At 61.1% G+C, this 15,690-nt stretch carries 15 protein-coding genes; 4 read left to right on the forward strand and 11 right to left on the reverse strand.

Annotated features, from left to right (window positions below):
- Positions 1–108: 108 nt before the first annotated feature.
- Positions 109–1,074, forward strand: a complete 966-nt coding sequence (locus tag J2Y39_RS23735) for an LD-carboxypeptidase (RefSeq protein ID WP_310220045.1) — start codon at positions 109–111, stop codon at positions 1,072–1,074.
- 100 nt (positions 1,075–1,174) lie between these two features.
- Here the strand turns inward: J2Y39_RS23735 and J2Y39_RS23740 are convergent, their stop codons facing one another.
- From J2Y39_RS23740 to leuS, 5 genes are all read right to left on the reverse strand, one after another.
- The gene (locus J2Y39_RS23740) at positions 1,175–2,497 is read right to left on the reverse strand and encodes a lytic murein transglycosylase (protein ID WP_310220046.1); all 1,323 of its coding nucleotides are present in this window, start codon (positions 2,495–2,497) and stop codon (positions 1,175–1,177) included.
- 61 nt (positions 2,498–2,558) lie between these two features.
- Positions 2,559–2,723 (reverse strand): alternative ribosome rescue factor ArfA, encoded by a 165-nt coding sequence (gene arfA, locus J2Y39_RS23745; RefSeq protein ID WP_095181898.1) that lies wholly within the window; start codon positions 2,721–2,723, stop codon positions 2,559–2,561.
- A gap of 182 nt (positions 2,724–2,905) precedes the next feature.
- On the reverse strand, positions 2,906–3,943 hold the full coding sequence (gene holA, locus J2Y39_RS23750; protein WP_041477726.1) for a DNA polymerase III subunit delta: 1,038 nt from the start codon (positions 3,941–3,943) through the stop codon (positions 2,906–2,908).
- A gap of 39 nt (positions 3,944–3,982) precedes the next feature.
- Positions 3,983–4,588, reverse strand: a complete 606-nt coding sequence (gene lptE, locus J2Y39_RS23755) for an LPS assembly lipoprotein LptE (protein WP_073475660.1) — start codon at positions 4,586–4,588, stop codon at positions 3,983–3,985.
- 88 nt (positions 4,589–4,676) lie between these two features.
- Positions 4,677–7,283 carry a leucine--tRNA ligase gene (gene leuS / locus J2Y39_RS23760; protein WP_041477728.1) on the reverse strand — a complete coding sequence of 869 codons (2,607 nt, stop codon included), beginning with the start codon at positions 7,281–7,283 and terminating at the stop codon, positions 4,677–4,679.
- Between the two features lie 255 nt (positions 7,284–7,538).
- Here leuS and J2Y39_RS23765 point away from each other — a divergent pair, with 255 nt between their 5' ends.
- Positions 7,539–7,862, forward strand: a complete 324-nt coding sequence (locus J2Y39_RS23765; RefSeq protein ID WP_024014441.1) for a hypothetical protein — start codon at positions 7,539–7,541, stop codon at positions 7,860–7,862.
- Positions 7,863–7,966: 104 nt separating this feature from the next.
- Positions 7,967–8,728 (forward strand): YdcF family protein, encoded by a 762-nt coding sequence (locus J2Y39_RS23770; RefSeq protein ID WP_236168734.1) that lies wholly within the window; start codon positions 7,967–7,969, stop codon positions 8,726–8,728.
- Positions 8,729–8,844: 116 nt separating this feature from the next.
- Here the strand turns inward: J2Y39_RS23770 and lnt are convergent, their stop codons facing one another.
- The 5 genes from lnt to miaB form a co-directional block, all read right to left on the reverse strand.
- On the reverse strand, positions 8,845–10,368 hold the full coding sequence (gene lnt / locus J2Y39_RS23775) for an apolipoprotein N-acyltransferase (RefSeq protein ID WP_122750928.1): 1,524 nt from the start codon (positions 10,366–10,368) through the stop codon (positions 8,845–8,847).
- A 14-nt stretch (positions 10,369–10,382) separates the two neighbouring features.
- Positions 10,383–11,222: an HlyC/CorC family transporter gene (locus J2Y39_RS23780; RefSeq protein ID WP_024014438.1), complete on the reverse strand. Its 840-nt coding sequence runs from the start codon at positions 11,220–11,222 to the stop codon at positions 10,383–10,385.
- A 5-nt stretch (positions 11,223–11,227) separates the two neighbouring features.
- The gene (ybeY, locus tag J2Y39_RS23785; RefSeq protein WP_016773042.1) at positions 11,228–11,722 is read right to left on the reverse strand and encodes an rRNA maturation RNase YbeY; all 495 of its coding nucleotides are present in this window, start codon (positions 11,720–11,722) and stop codon (positions 11,228–11,230) included.
- Positions 11,715–12,707 carry a PhoH family protein gene (locus J2Y39_RS23790; protein WP_016773043.1) on the reverse strand — a complete coding sequence of 331 codons (993 nt, stop codon included), beginning with the start codon at positions 12,705–12,707 and terminating at the stop codon, positions 11,715–11,717. The genes ybeY and J2Y39_RS23790 overlap by 8 nt, the downstream gene beginning before the upstream one ends.
- A gap of 283 nt (positions 12,708–12,990) precedes the next feature.
- Positions 12,991–14,319 (reverse strand): tRNA (N6-isopentenyl adenosine(37)-C2)-methylthiotransferase MiaB, encoded by a 1,329-nt coding sequence (gene miaB / locus J2Y39_RS23795; protein WP_041477732.1) that lies wholly within the window; start codon positions 14,317–14,319, stop codon positions 12,991–12,993.
- Between the two features lie 132 nt (positions 14,320–14,451).
- Here miaB and J2Y39_RS23800 point away from each other — a divergent pair, with 132 nt between their 5' ends.
- Complete coding sequence (locus tag J2Y39_RS23800) at positions 14,452–14,781, forward strand: DUF1820 family protein (protein ID WP_016773045.1); 330 nt, start codon at positions 14,452–14,454, stop codon at positions 14,779–14,781.
- A 187-nt stretch (positions 14,782–14,968) separates the two neighbouring features.
- Here the strand turns inward: J2Y39_RS23800 and J2Y39_RS23805 are convergent, their stop codons facing one another.
- Positions 14,969–15,523 (reverse strand): tetratricopeptide repeat protein, encoded by a 555-nt coding sequence (locus tag J2Y39_RS23805; RefSeq protein ID WP_041477733.1) that lies wholly within the window; start codon positions 15,521–15,523, stop codon positions 14,969–14,971.
- Between the last annotated feature and the right edge of the window lie 167 nt (positions 15,524–15,690).

Below are 15,690 nucleotides of genomic sequence, written 5' to 3' on the forward strand. Positions count from 1 at the left end.
GCCGAGGACGGTTCCTCGGCGGGCATTTTTTTGCCTGAGACAAGGGGCTTTTGTTTGCCTCTTGAGCTGTCTACTGTGTGTGCATGACTTTACCGCTGGAGCCCAAGGATGACCGTTCGACCGAGCCACACCCTGATTGCCCACCGACCCGTACCGGCACTGCCCTCCGAAGGGACGATTGGCGTCATCGCGCCTGCCGGCCCCGGCGCCCTCGACACTGAAAAAGCGCTGCAGTGGATGCGCGCGCGCGGCTATGGGCTGAAGGTGTTTCCGGGTGTCTATGAGAAGGACGGCTATCTGGCTGGCAGTGACGACGTACGCCTGCGCGATCTGCACGCGGCGTTCGCTGACCCGGAAGTCGACGCGATCATTTGCCTGCGCGGCGGCTACGGCACGCCGCGTCTGCTCGACCGAATCGATTACGACCTGCTCAGCCGGCATGCCAAGCCGTTTGTCGGCTATAGCGACATCACCGCGCTGCATCTGGCCATCAGTCGCTACGCCGGGTTTGTGACCTTTCACGGGCCGCTGCTCAATGCCGACCTGCTCGGCGACAAGGAGCCGCCGACCGTCACGTCATTCTTCGCCATGCTGCGCGGGCAAATGAAGTCAGGGAGTGTGCTGAGCCATCCAGCGGCTTATCCGTTATCCACCGTCGAACCGGGCATCGCTCACGGGCGTTTGCTCGGCGGCAACCTGGCGATGATTGCTGCAACCCTCGGTACGCCCTACGAGATTGATGTCGAAGGGGTGATTCTGTTTATCGAAGACATCAACGAGCCGCTGTATCGGATTGATCGGTTGCTGACCCAGATGCGTCTGGCCGGCAAGCTGGCCAGACTGCGCGGTGTGCTGGTCGGTGATATCGCCGGGGTGGAGGTCAACGCGCTGAATCGCCTGCTCAAGCAAACCTTTGAGCCGTTGCGAATTCCGGTGTTGTCGGGTTGGCGCAGTGGCCATTGCGACCCGAACCTGACACTGCCGTTGGGCGCGCTGGTGCGCCTGGATGCAGGGAAGCAGGAGTTGCTGCTGGAGCAGGATGTGGTAATCAAGGCTGAAACGGTTATTGCCTGACAGTCAGTATTCGCGAGCAGGCTCGCTCCCACATTGGAATACGGTCAACTGTGGGAGCGAGCCTGCTCGCGAAAGCGATACCCGCCATACGGCAGTCTTTCTATTGGGCGCGCAGGCTCTCAAGCAACTTGTGCGTCGGATAACCATCCGCCGGCCAGCCCAGCGCCTGCTGGGCACTGCGAATCGCTTTGCGCGTATTGGCGCCGATAATCCCGTCCGCCGTGCCAGCGTCGTAATTACGCGCGCTCAATAGCGTCTGCAGTTCGATGCGTTCGGTGCGGCTCAGCGGCAGATCATCTTTGGGCCAACTGCCATTGATCAGGCCCGCGCCTTCGAAACGCTCGGACAACAGGCTCACCGCCAGCGCATACGACGACGAATTGTTGTACTTGAGAATCGCCCGGAAGTTGTCGAGGATCAGAAACGCCGGGCCGCGATAACCGGCTGGCAGCAGCAGGGCAGCGGACAGTTGTTCGGAGCCGGCTGGCACCTGCGCACCATTGGGCAGGTTCACACCCAGTTGCCGCCATTCGGCGACGCTTTTGCGAATCGCGCCATCGGCCAGGGTGTAGTTGAAGCCGCTCGGCAATTGCACTTCGAAACCCCACGGCTGGCCGCGTTGCCAGCCCGAGCTTTGCAGGTAATGCGCAGTCGAAGCCAACGCGTCGGCCGGGCTGCCCCAGATGTCGCGGCGGCCGTCACCGTCAAAGTCCACGGCGTGGGTGTTGTAGGTGGTCGGAATGAATTGGGTCTGGCCCATCGCGCCGGCCCAGGAACCGAGCATCTTCTCCGGGGTGATATCGCCCTGTTGCAGAATCTGCAGGGCGGCAATCAGTTGCGCGTGAGCAAAGCCCGGACGACGCCCCTCGTAGGCGAGTGTGGCCAGCGAATTGATCACCGACTTGCTGCCCTGGAACTGGCCGAAATTGCTTTCCATGCCCCACACCGACACCAGCGCCTGGCGATCAACGCCATAGCGCTGCTCGATGCTTTGCAGAATGTCGGCGTACTGGATGATCAACGCCTGGCCTTTGCGTACGCGCAGCGGTGACAGTGCGCCGTCGAGGTATTCCCACACCGGGCGGGAAAACTCCGGCTGACTGCGATCGGCGCGAATCACGCTGGCGTCGAAGCTGATATTGGCAAATGCCTGATCGAACAGCTCGGGGCGAATCCCGGCGGCGAGGGCGTCCTTGCGGAAACCCGCCTGCCATTCGGCAAAGGTCTGGGTCGGTTGAATATCGAGCGGGTCGGCGGACGGCACTACCGGCGGAATGATCGCTGGGGCCGTGGTGACCGGGGCGGCTTGAAGCGGTTGTGCATCGGCGGCGGTGGGTTTTTCCGCGCAGGCGACAAGCAGGATGAAGCTGGAGGCAGCGATCAATTGGCGCACGGGCCAACGACGGGAAAGACTTGTGGGCATGCACAGTTCCAGGGGAAACGAATCAGGTGCAGACCTTAACATGAGCGAGGGGTAGTGCGCTTCAGGCAGCCAGAAAGTAAAAAGCCTCCCGGTTGTCAGACCGGAAGGCTTCGCGGCGGTAGCTGCCTTTGCCCTTGGAAGGTCGTTCCTGGCGGCTGCGGAACAAGGGCTGGGCGACGATGGATTTGGCCTTGTTGGGGCCATGCTTTGCTGGCTTTTTGCTCATGAGGGTTCTCTCGGCGTGGTGGGTTTTGCGCCGGGAATAATCTGCCGATGTGGCGCATCTGTCCAGTAGCTCATGCGTAGGAATATTCTGGCGCTTTCGCGAGCAGGCTCGCTCCCACATTGGTACGCGGTCAGCTGTGGGAGCGAGCCTGCTCGCGAATGGACGCTACGCGGTCGACTGCCTTATTCGGCAGGCAAAGACAATCGCTGGCCAGCCATCAACAGCGCCAACCGACTCAGGCTCATCCACGGTGAACCCGCCGCCTGGCCCTTGATCTGCGCATCGATGCGCTGCGCTTCGAGCAGCAACTGTGCCCAGCGTTGCGCCGAGTAACGTTGCAGCGCCTTGCTCATCAGCGGCTTGCGCTTGTCCCAGACCGGCGGTTTCGACTGGCTGAAGCATTTGTCCAGTGGCGTGCCCTGGCTGTATTGCAGGGAGATGTTGGCCAGCAGGCGCAACTCCCGCGCCAATGCCCAGAGAATCACTGGCGGCTCGACGCCTTCGCCGCGCAGGCCCTCAAGCATGCGCAACGCGTGCGCCGGTTCGCCGTTGAGCACCGCGTCGGTCAGGCCGAACACGTCAAACCGGGCACTGTCGGCCACGGCGGCCTGCACGGTTTCGACGGTGATCTGCCCACCTTCGGCCATCAACTTGAGCTTTTCGATTTCCTGTGCGGCGGCGAGCAGGTTGCCTTCGACACGCGCGGCAATCAATTCGACGGCGTCCTGACTGGCCGACAGACCTGCCTGGGACAGGCGCTGACGAATCCAGCTCGGCAGTTGATTGGCATCCACCGGCCAGATCTGCACAAACTGGGTCTGTTGGCCTTCGACCAGCGCCTTGCCCCACTTGGTTTTCTGCGCGCTGCCATCGAGCTTCGGCAAGCTGATCAGCAGAACCGTGTCTTCCGCAGGACGTGAGCAATATTCGATCAGCGCGGCGGCGCCTTTATCGCCAGGCTTACCGGACGGCAGGCGCAGTTCCAACAGGCGTTTTTCGGCGAACAGCGACATGCTTGCGCCGGCCTGCAGCAACGTACCCCAATCGAAATTGGCGTCGGCGGCGAAGACCTGACGTTCGTCGAAACCTTGCTGGCGAGCAGCGGTGCGGATGGCGTCGGCGGCTTCCTGACACAGCAACGGATCATCGCCGCTGATGATGTAGACCGGCGCAAGTGCGCCTTGCAGGTGTTTGCCGAGTTGCGCGGGAGCGAGCTTCATAAGAAAGGGCGAGCGGGGCGCCTGAGCGCCCCGGCCGTCTTACTGCTGCGGGATTTCGAGCGGCGACTGACGCGGAGTTTCCGCCTCAGCCTTCTGCGCCGCTTCCAGCGCATCGGCTTCAGCCTTGGCGCGGTCGTTGGCGGTTTGCTGCAGTTGCTGCAACTGGCCCGGGGTCAGCTGCGACAGGCGCAGCATCATGCGCTGCACCAGCTCGCGACGGATTTCATGACGGGCGTCGTTGGCTTCCTGATCGGAGCCGACGAGGTTGTTGCCGTCGTGAATGAACACCTTCTGCACTTCGAGCTTATCGCTAAGCAGGGACAGGTCTTTGTCGCCGCGGATGTCATAGCTCAGCACAGTGTTGACCTGATACTCGCCTGTGCGCCCGGCACCGGCATAGCTGAGGATGCGCTGGCTTTCCTGCTCGTCAGCCAGATACAGCTTGTACGGCGCGCCGCTGTAAACCTTGACGCCGCTGGACTCCAGCGTCTGACGCAGCTGTCTTACGGTTTCGCCATAAGCGTTACGCGCGCTCAGGTCGATTTCCTTGATCGACAGTTCGTTGGTGCCGGTACCACGCAACTGGAAACCGCAGGCGCTCAGCAGAACGGCGAGGCCCATCACCAGCAGATTGCGTTTGATCATTGTGTTGCTCCCCTTGAAACCAGGTGAGCCGACTCTGCGGCCCGAAAGGTTTTACTGGGTGCCAGGCGAGCCCGGCACCCGATCCAATTTAGCTGGCGACGATGTTGACCAGTTTGCCCGGCACCACGATCACTTTGCGAATGGTCAGGCCATCGACGAAACGCAGCACGTTCTCGTTGATGCGCGCGGCGGCTTCGATCTCTTCGCGAGTGGCACTGGCCGGCATTTCGATCTGCCCGCGCAGCTTGCCGTTGACCTGAATGACCAGGGTCAGGTTGTCCTGCACCAAGGCACTTTCGTCCACGGCCGGCCAGCCTGCATCGATCACCGCATCGGCGTGACCCAACTGCTTCCACAGTTCATGGCTGATGTGCGGGGTGATCGGCGCCAGCAGCAGGGTCACCGCTTCCAGACCTTCGTGCAGCAGCGCGCGGTCCTGTTCGGTGCCTTGGGCGGCTTTTTCCAGCACGTTCATCAGCGTCATTACCTGGGCGATGGCGGTGTTGAATTTGTGGTTCTGGCCGACGTCATGGCTGGCCTGCTTGATCGCCAGGTGAATCGCACGACGCACGGTTTTCTGCTCGTCGCTCAGCGCGGCGATATCCAGTTTGCCCGGCAGGCCTTGGGTAACGTGCGCTTGCGCCAGGCGCCAGACGCGCTTGAGGAAGCGGTGCGAACCTTCAACGCCGGAATCGGACCATTCCGCGCTCATGTCAGGCGGCGAGGCGAACATCATGAACAGACGGCAGGTGTCGGCGCCGAACTGGTCGATCATCGACTGCGGGTCGACGCCGTTGTTCTTCGACTTGGCCATCTTCTCGGTACCGCCGATTTCCACCGGCAGGCCGTCGGATTTCAGCTTGGCGCTGATCACCTTGGCTTTGCTGTCACGCTCCAGTTCCACGTCTGCCGGGTTGAACCAGGTGTAAGCGCCATTGGCTTCGCGACGATAGTAAGTCTCGGCGATCACCATGCCTTGGGTCAGCAGGTTCTTGAACGGCTCATTGGAGCTGACCAGACCTTCGTCACGCATCAGCTTGTGGAAGAAGCGCGCGTAAAGCAGGTGGAGAATGGCGTGTTCGATACCACCGATGTACTGATCCACCGGCAGCCAGTGATCGGCTGCGGATTTTTCTACCAGGCCACCTTCAAAATGCGGCGAGGCGTAACGGGCGTAGTACCACGACGACTCGACGAAGGTGTCCATCGTGTCGGTTTCACGCTTGGCCGGCGCGCCGCATTTCGGGCAGCTGCATTCGTAGAACTCGGGCATGCGCGCCAGCGGCGAACCGGCGCCGTCCGGCACCACGTCTTCCGGCAGAACGACAGGCAGTTGATCTTCCGGCACCGGCACGTCGCCGCACGCGGCGCAATGGATGATCGGGATCGGGCAGCCCCAGTATCGCTGGCGGCTGATGCCCCAGTCGCGCAGGCGGAACTGGGTGCGCGAGGCGCCCAGTTGTTTCTTGATCAGGGCCACTTCCATGGCGTCGAACGCGCCGGCGAAGTCCAGGCCGTCGAACTCGCCGGAGTTGATCAGCGTGCCGTGCTCGCCATAGGCGTCCTGCCACGGCGCCGGGTTGGTGTCACCGGAGCTGGTGCGCACCACCGATTTCACCGGCAGGTTGTATTTGTGAGCGAATTCGAAATCGCGCTCGTCGTGCGCCGGAACCGCCATGACCGCGCCGTCGCCGTAGTGCATCAGCACGTAGTTGGCGACCCATACCGGGAGCTTTTCGCCGGTCAGCGGGTGCTCGACGAACAGGCCGGTCGGCAGGCCTTTCTTTTCCTGGGTGGCGACGTCTGCTTCGGCAACGCTGCCGCCCTTGCATTCAGCGATGAACGCTTGCAGCTCGGGATTGTTCTGCGCGGCCAGGGTGGCCAGCGGGTGCTCGGCAGCGACGGCGACGTAGGTCGCGCCCATCAGGGTGTCCGGACGGGTGGTGAAGACTTTCAGGGTGCCGGCTTCGCCGATCGAATCGACGTTGTACGGGAACTGCACTTCCATGCCACGGGACTTGCCGATCCAGTTGCGCTGCATGGTCTTGACCTGTTCAGGCCAGCCAGTCAGTTCGTCGAGACTTTCCAGCAGCTCGTCGGCGTAAGCGGTGATCTTGAAGTAGTACATCGGGATTTCGCGCTTTTCGATCAGCGCCCCGGAGCGCCAGCCACGGCCGTCGATGACTTGCTCGTTGGCCAGAACGGTCTGGTCGACCGGGTCCCAGTTCACGGTGCCGTTCTTGCGGTAGATCACGCCTTTTTCGAACAGGCGCGTGAACAGCCATTGTTCCCAGCGGTAGTAGTCCGGCTTGCAGGTGGTCACTTCACGGGACCAGTCCACCGCGAGGCCGAGGCTGCGCAGCTGCGACTTCATGTAGGCGATGTTCTCGTAGGTCCACTTGGCGGGCGCTACGTTGTTTTTCATTGCGGCGTTTTCCGCCGGCATGCCGAACGCATCCCAACCCATTGGCTGCAGAACATTCTTGCCCTGCATGCGCTGGTAGCGCGAGATCACATCGCCAATGGTGTAGTTGCGCACGTGGCCCATGTGCAGCTTGCCGCTGGGGTAAGGGAACATCGACAGGCAGTAGTAGGTTTCCTTGCCTGGCTGTTCACTGACTTCAAAGGACTTTTGCTCATCCCAGAACGACTGGGCGGCGGCTTCGATCTCACGTGGCTGATATTGTTCGTGCATGGCTACTTTTGTACTGGATAGGGGTGGCCTAATCCTCTTCGACGGCAGCATCCGGGATGGCCCGGGTGCGCTGGAAGTGGAATGACAGGAAGCGCCGTAGCATACATGACCGCGCTTGGCCGAGGGAAACCCTGATTACAGCTGTTTGCCCGACCTTTTGGACGACGAGGGCCGTTGGTCGCGGCGTGTAGCCGGTTCGTGCAGCGAAGCTAAGCTCTAATTGGGGAGTGAGTCTTATCTTCAATGAGGTGAGGGATGGTGGAGCAACGGAAAAAGAACGTAACGAAACCCGAGTTGTATGAAAGGTTGATCGATCGTCTGGGCATGGCGCTGGACGCCGTGAAAACCGCTGACCGGCTGCGCGACGAGCGCCCCCTGGAACTGGAATTGCGTGGCTTGAGCCCCGCCGAGTTCAAACTGGTCAAGGCCTATCTGGATCGCAGTGAACGTGAAACGCAGGGATGCCTGTCTCAAGCAGTGAAGCAACTCGATGCAGCACATTCGGCCAAGGTCATCTGGCTCAAGGACAAGGCGCCGCGCAGAGACACCGGCAAGGTGCGTTCTGTGCAGGCCAAGTAAGCGCATGGCAGGTCAGGAAACGGATCTTTTGCAACAGGATCCCGCCTAATGGTTGTAACGCGTAATCAACACTTTTAGGCTTCGGGCATCTTTGGAGATGCCCGATGCCCTTTCGCTATTTCATCAAACAACTTTTATTGCCGCCCGGCATTCTTTTGCTGCTGTTGCTGGTCGCCTGGTGGCTGCGCCGTTCGCGGCCACGCCTGGCTGGCGTGTGTTTTGCCGTCGGTTTTGGTGGCCTGCTGCTGATGAGCCTGCCGGTGGTCGTGCAGTGGAGCGCCAAGGCGCTGGAACGTGAGCCGCCGCTGGCGCGGTCAGAGTGGACGACGCTGGCGCAACGCGCCGATGCGATTGTGGTGTTGGGCTCGGGGCGCGAGCGCGGTGATCTGGCCTGGGGCGAAGACCAGCCGACCGGCATCGGGCTCGAGCGGCAGCGTTACGCGGCGCGCCTGGCCAAGGCCTCGGGCCTGCCGATTCTGACCAGCGGCGGCCTGCACTACGGCACGCCGCCGACCGAAGCGAAATTGATGGCAGATTCGTTGCGTGATGATTTCGACGTAACGGTACGCTGGCAGGAAGGCGAAAGTCGCACCACATGGGAGAACGCGAAGATGACGGCAGATATCCTCTTGCCGCAAGGGATCAAGCGGGTCGTCGTGGTGACGCAGGCGTGGCACATGCCGCGTGCAGTGTGGAGCTTTGAGCAGGCGGGTTTCGAGGTGGTGCCGGCGCCGGTGGGTTTCCTCGGTACGGATAACGCCCGGCCGTTTGGCGGCTGGTTGCCGGAATTCAAGTCGATCTGGCAGAGCGGGCAATTGCTCAATGAAGCGGTGGGGCAGGTGGGGTACTCGTTGTTTTACCGCTGAAGATCATTGTGGCGAGGGGATTTATCCCCGACGGGGCGCGTAGCGATCCCTCTCTTACCTTCAGAAGAGGGGACTGCTGCGCACTCCAGCGGGGATAAATCCCCTCGTCACATTTCTCAGAGGGTCTTCGACATCCGGCTCGCCATCAGCGCCCAGCCAAACAGCAGCAGGCACAACGCGATCAACGGCCACGAGCGCCATTGCAGATACGGTGTCAGGTCGTGCATCGGTACCACTTCGCCGTACAGCACGCCTTGTTCGAACTGCGGAATCTGTTCGGTGATCTGCCCGAACGGGTTGATCAGGCCGGTGACGCCATTGTTGGTCGCGCGGATCATCCAGCGTCCGGCTTCCAGCGCGCGCATCTGCGCCATCTGTAAATGCTGCAGCGGGCCGATCGACGTGCCGAACCAGGTGTCGTTGCTGATCGTCAGCAGCAGGTCGCTGCGTGCCGACAGGCCGGCGGCGAATTCCGGATAGACCACCTCGTAGCAGATGAACGGTGCAATCTGGTAACCCTTGGCTTGCAAGAGCGCTTGATCCGACGGGCCGCGAGCGAAGTCCGACATCGGCAGGTCGAAGAACGCGATCAAGCCGCGCAACACGTCCTGCAACGGCACGTACTCGCCGAACGGCACCAGTTTCTGCTTCAGGTAAGTACCGTCGCCTTCGCCGACCACGGTGATGCCGTTGAAGAAGCGCCGCTCGTGATGCACGGTCTGGCGGATCGGCACGCCGGTGATCAACGCTGATTTACGCTCGGCGGCGAAGTTGCCCATCATCGTCAGGTAGCCCTCGGCGGACTCCTTCAACACCGGCACGGCGGTTTCCGGCCAGATCAGCAGATCGACTGGTTTGGAGCGGAAACTCAGATCACGGTACAGCGCCAGTTGCGCGTTGAGTTCGGCCGGGTCCCATTTCATGCTTTGCGCGACATTGCCCTGAATCGCGGCGACCGTCAGCGGTGCGCCGGACGGGCTGGTCCACGCGTGGCCCTTGAGGGCAATGCCCGCCACCCAAGGCCCCGCCAGAAGTACCACACCGGCCGCGATGAAACCCTTGCGGCGCGCCTGCAACAAGCGCGACGCGTTGTAGATCAGCGCTGCGGTAAGTGCCAGGACAAACGAGACCAGCCACATCCCGCCCACCGGCGCGAGCCCGGCCAGCGGGCCGTCGAGCTGGCTGTAACCGGAATAAAGCCATGGGAAACCGGTGAGGAACCAGCCGCGAAAGGCTTCCTGGCCGACCCACAACGCCGCAAACGCCAAGGCATCCGCCAGCGGTGCTTCGTTACGCCGCAACCAGCGTGCCCACAGCCACGCGGGCAGGGCGAAGAACCAGGCAATCGCCGCGGTGAACAGCAGCATCAGGAACCCGGCGAGCAACACCGAAGCGCCACCAAAGTGGTGGATGCTGTAATAGATCCAACTGGTGCCGGCACCGAACAGGCCGAAGCCGAAGCACCAGCCACGGCCGAGCGCCTGACGCGGGCTCAGCTCACGCAAACCGGCATAGAACAGACCAACCGCCAGCAATGCCAGCGGCCAGATGTCGAACGGTGCGAGAGCGAATGTGGTGATTGCACCGGCCGCCACGGCCAGCAGGTTACCGGGCCAGCCGGGGCGGGTTGTCCAGCGCATTTCAGTCCTTAGAATTAACGAGCGATAGGCGTCAGTCGCAGCAAGTGAATCCGACGGCTGTCGGCGTTCAGGATGCGGAAACGATAAGCGCCGATTTCAGTGGTTTCGTTGCGTTTTGGCAAGTGCCCGAACGCGCTCATCACCAGGCCGCCGACGGTGTCGAATTCGTCGTCGGAGAACTCGCTGTCGAAGAACTCATTGAAGTTCTCGATCGGCGTCAGCGCCTTGATCAGGAAATCACCGCTGGGCAGCGGCTTGATGTAGCTATCTTCTTCGACGTCGTGCTCGTCCTCGATGTCGCCGACGATCTGCTCAAGCACGTCTTCGATGGTCACCAGACCGGCCACACCGCCGTATTCGTCGATGACGATGGCCATGTGGTTGTGGTTGGCGCGAAACTCACGCAGCAACACGTTCAGACGCTTGGACTCCGGCACGAAGGTGGCCGGGCGCAGCAGGTCCTTGATGTTGAAGCTGTCGCCGTTCTCCTTGAGGATCAGCGGCAGCAGATCCTTGGCCAGCAGCACGCCCATCACGTCGTCATGGCTTTCGCCGATGACCGGATAGCGCGAGTGGGCCGAGTCGACCACGGCGGGGAGGAATTCGCGGGGTGTCTGGGTCGCCTTGATGCTGACCATCTGCGAGCGCGGCACCATGATGTCGCGCACTTGCAGGTCAGCCACCTGGATGGCGCCTTCGACGATGGCCAGCGCTTCGCTGTCCAGCAGTTTGTTCTGATGTGCATCACGCAGCAGCTCGAGGAGCTCCTGACGGTTCTTCGGCTCGTGGGCAAAAGCCTGGGTCAGTTTACCCAGCCATGACTTCTGCCCGTTGCTCGATCGATCTTCGCTCATAGCGATTACTCTGAATCCTTTGTTGTAACGATGGGGGAGTGTTCGGTTTCGTCGTCCGCGTACGGATCGGGATAGCCCAGTTCAGCAAGCAACTCGCGTTCCAGCGCTTCCATTTCTTCGGCTTCGTCGTCATCTATATGGTCGTAACCCAGCAGATGCAAGCAGCCGTGAATGACCAGATGTGCCCAGTGGGCCTTTAGTTCCTTGCCCTGCTCGGCGGCTTCGCGTTCGACCACGGCCACGCAGATCACCAGATCGCCGAGCAGCGGGATATCGAGAAACTCGTCAGGCACTTCCGCCGGGAACGACAACACGTTGGTCGCGTAGTCCTTGTGGCGCCAGGTGTGATTGAGCTCGCGGCCTTCTTCCTCGTCGACCAGACGAATGGTCATTTCCGAATCAGCGCTGCGCTGGCGCAGGGCCAGTTCGCACCACTGGCGGAACTCGGCTTCACTCGGCGCGCTGGCCTCGGTGGCGATTTGCAGATCCAGCTCAAGCATCGCGCGAGGCTTCCTTCGCGGCTTCGGCACGGGTTTCGAAGCGCTCGTAGGCCTCGACAATCCGCTGCACCAACGGGTGGCGCACGACGTCCTTGGGCTGGAAGTGGGTGAAGCTGATGCCCGGCACGTCTTTGAGCACTTCGATCACATGGTGCAGCCCGGACTTGGTGCCGCGCGGCAGGTCGACCTGGGTGATGTCGCCGGTGATCACGGCGGTGGAGCCGAAGCCGATGCGCGTGAGGAACATCTTCATCTGCTCGACGGTGGTGTTCTGGCTTTCGTCGAGAATGATGAAGCTGTTGTTCAGCGTGCGACCGCGCATGTAGGCCAGCGGCGCGACTTCGATCACCTGTTTCTCGATCAGCTTGGCGACGTATTCGAAACCGAGCATTTCGTACAGCGCGTCGTAGAGCGGGCGCAGGTACGGGTCGATCTTCTGCGACAGGTCGCCGGGCAGGAAGCCGAGCTTTTCTCCCGCTTCGACTGCCGGACGCACCAGCAGGATGCGGCGGATCTGCTCGCGCTCCAGCGCATCCACCGCGCAGGCCACGGCCAGATAGGTCTTGCCGGTACCGGCCGGGCCGATGCCGAAGTTGATGTCGTTGCCGAGGATTTCCTTCACGTAGCGCTGCTGATTCAAGCCGCGCGGGCGAATCATGCCTTTCTTGGTGCGCAGGGCGACGGTCGCTTCGGCAGGTGCCGGGTTGTCGATATCTGCTGATTCCTGAATGAACAGGTGCACCAGGTCTGGCGACAGCTCGGTACCCTTGGTTTCCCGGTACAGGCGGCGCAGCAGGTTTTCCGCGGACGTGGTGAGTTTTGGATCGCCAATCAACTCGAACTGGTTTCCGCGATTGCGGATCTCGATGGCCAGGCGCTGTTCGATCAAGCGCAAATGCTCGTCGAATTGCCCGCACAGATTGGCGAAGCGGCGAGCCTCAAAAGGCTCGAGGAGAAAACGATGTGGTTCGATGGGTGCGTTCAAGGTCGTATTTAGCCGCCCTGGGGCAATGAGGATGAAATCAAGGATAACGCCAGTGGCCTGGGTGCGAAAGCTCTTAAATATCGACGCTGCTTTCGAACCCATTCTCTGTGGCTGGCGGGGTCTTTTGTGGTGAGGGGATTTATCCCCGATGGGACGCGAAGCGGTCCTGAAACCATTATCAGAGGTGTATCAGATCACCCGGATTGCAGGTTTTGGGTCGGCTGCGCCAACCATCGGGGATAAATCCCCTCACCACAGAAGCCCCATCCACAATGCGATGGTGTTATTGAACCAGCGAACCACGCAGCGAGTGCGGTTGCGCGGCGTCGATGTGCACGTCGGCGAACTGGCCGATCAGGGTGGGATTGTCGCAGCGGAAGTTGACGATACGGTTATTCTCGGTGCGGCCCTGCAGCTCGCCTGGGTCTTTCTTCGAATAATCGGTCACCAGAATGCGCTGGATCGAGCCGACCATTTGTCGGCTGATTTCGAAGCCCTGTTGATTCAAACGATGTTGCAGCGCGTTCAGACGTTCTTTCTTCAATTCTTCCGGGGTGTCGTCGGCCAGATCGGCAGCGGGTGTGCCCGGGCGCTGGCTGTAGACGAACGAGTAGGAGAAATCGAAGCCGACATCGGCAATCAGCTTCATGGTCTGTTCGAAGTCTTTCTCGGTTTCACCGGGGAAGCCGACGATGAAGTCCGAACTGATGCAGATTCCTGGCACCGCAGCGCGCAATTTGCGCAGCTTGGATTTGTACTCCAGCGCCGTGTGGTTGCGCTTCATCGCCGCGAGAATCCGGTCGGAGCCCGACTGCACCGGCAAGTGCAGGTGCTTGACCAGCTCCGGCACTTCGGCGTGGGCCTGGATCAGGCTGTCGGAAAACTCCAGCGGGTGCGACGTGGTGTAGCGGATGCGGTCGATGCCATCGACAGCGGCGACCACGCGGATCAGTTCGGCCAGATCGGCCAGGCGACCGTCGTGGGTCTGGCCGCGATAGCCGTTGACGTTCTGCCCGAGCAAGGTCACTTCACGCACGCCGTGTTCGGCAAGGTGAATGATTTCCGCGATCACGTCGTCGAACGGCCGGCTGACTTCTTCACCACGGGTATACGGCACCACGCAGAACGTGCAGTACTTGCTGCAACCTTCCATCACTGACACATAAGCGCTCGGGCCGTCGATACGCGGCTCGGGCAGGTGGTCGAATTTTTCGATTTCCGGAAACGACACGTCGACCTGCGGCAGCTTGCTGCTGCGCGCGGCGTCGATCATTTCCGGCAGACGGTGCAGGGTCTGCGGGCCGAACACCACGTCAACGTAGGGAGCGCGATCGCGGATCGCCGCGCCTTCCTGACTGGCCACGCAACCGCCGACAGCGATGACCATGTCCGGGTTGGCCAGCTTCAGTTCGCGCCAGCGGCCGAGCTGCGAATACACGCGGTCTTGCGCGCGTTCGCGGATCGAGCAGGTGTTGAGCAGAATCACGTCGGCGTCTTCCGCGCGAGCGGTGACTTCCAGGGCCTGATGTTCGCCCAGCAGATCGACCATGCGCGAGCTGTCGTACTCGTTCATCTGGCAACCGTGGGTTTCGATGTAAAGCTTCTTGGCCATGGATTCGGGTCGTCACGTGATTCAAAGAACCGCGCATTATAGGGAACAAGCCGTCAGGTTCCTACCGCTGTGCGTCCGGTGGCTATGCTATAGTTCGCGCCCTCATTTTTACCCCGATGTTATCCGCCCGCCATGACCAAACGCGAAGCTCCAATCTACAAGGTGATTTTCCTCAACCAGGGCCAGGTGTTCGAAATGTACGCCAAGCAGATCTATCAAAGTGATCTGTGGGGTTTCCTGGAAGTTGAAGAATTCGTCTTTGGCGAGCGCACGCAAATGGTCGTCGATCCGAGCGAAGAAAAGCTCAAGGCGCAATTCGAAGGCGTGGTGCGCAGCTTTGTACCGATGCATTCGATCGTGCGCATCGATGAAGTGGAACGTCTGGGCACGCCGAAAATCAGCGAGGCCCGGGGCGCGGTCGGCAATGTCATGCCGTTTCCGATGCCGATGCCTGAGAAGTAACAGCAGATTCTGGGAATGAGTTTGTGGTGAGGGGATTTAGCGAAACGTCGCACCGCCCCGTTGCGCTGCGAAGCAGTCGCAGCTCCATTCAGCAAGGTGTGTCAGACAGAATCGGGTTGCAGGTTTTGGGGCCGCTTCGCAGCCCAACGGGGATAAATCCCCTCGCCACAGGTAATCTCCACAGCCTTTAGGGCAGTGGTGAAAACGGCGTACGCCCATCGGCGTTCTGCAGTTCCATCAGGTATTTGCGGAAAATCTGCCCGAGCACCTGAGTGGCGGTTTCGAGATCTTCGCGGGACATCTTTTCCGAGACTTCGTCGGCCGTGTCCAGCGCCTCTTCGGCACCGTTGACCGCTGCCATCTTCAGCACGATGTAGGCCTGGATATTGTTGGCCTGCACACCTTCACCGTGGAAGAACATGCTGCCGAGCTTGTATTGCGCCTGGGCGTGGCCTTGCAGCGAGGCCTTTTCGAAATAGCTCAGGGCTTGATTGAGGTCGCGCGGCGCGTTCTTGCCGTCGTAGTAGAACTCACCCAACTCGTATTGCGCTTGCGCGTCCCCTTCGTCCGCCGCTTTCTGGCAGGCGGCCAGTGCCTGCGTGACGTCTTGCGGCTGAGTATTGAGGGTGCAACGACCCATCGCCGGGATCAACAACGAGTTGCCGCCTGCTTGTGCATGCGCGAGCAGGGGCTGAAGGAGCAACAGGCAGCCCAATGCAAGGGTGCGGCCGGTGCGGTTCATGGGAATCGACTTACCTCTGAAGGGCACGCGGACCCGTCGAGGGATCCAATAAGCGCGCATTATGAAATAAGCAGGGCCAACCTTACAAAGTCTTTACTCGTTTTTCTGCTGCGTGGGGAATATATCGCCCGATTCGGGCAGGATTTTCGCAGGCACGTCGGAAAAAC

The organism is Pseudomonas sp. 2957, assembly GCF_031456345.1.
GTDB classification, from domain to species: Bacteria; Pseudomonadota; Gammaproteobacteria; order Pseudomonadales; family Pseudomonadaceae; genus Aquipseudomonas; species Aquipseudomonas siliginis.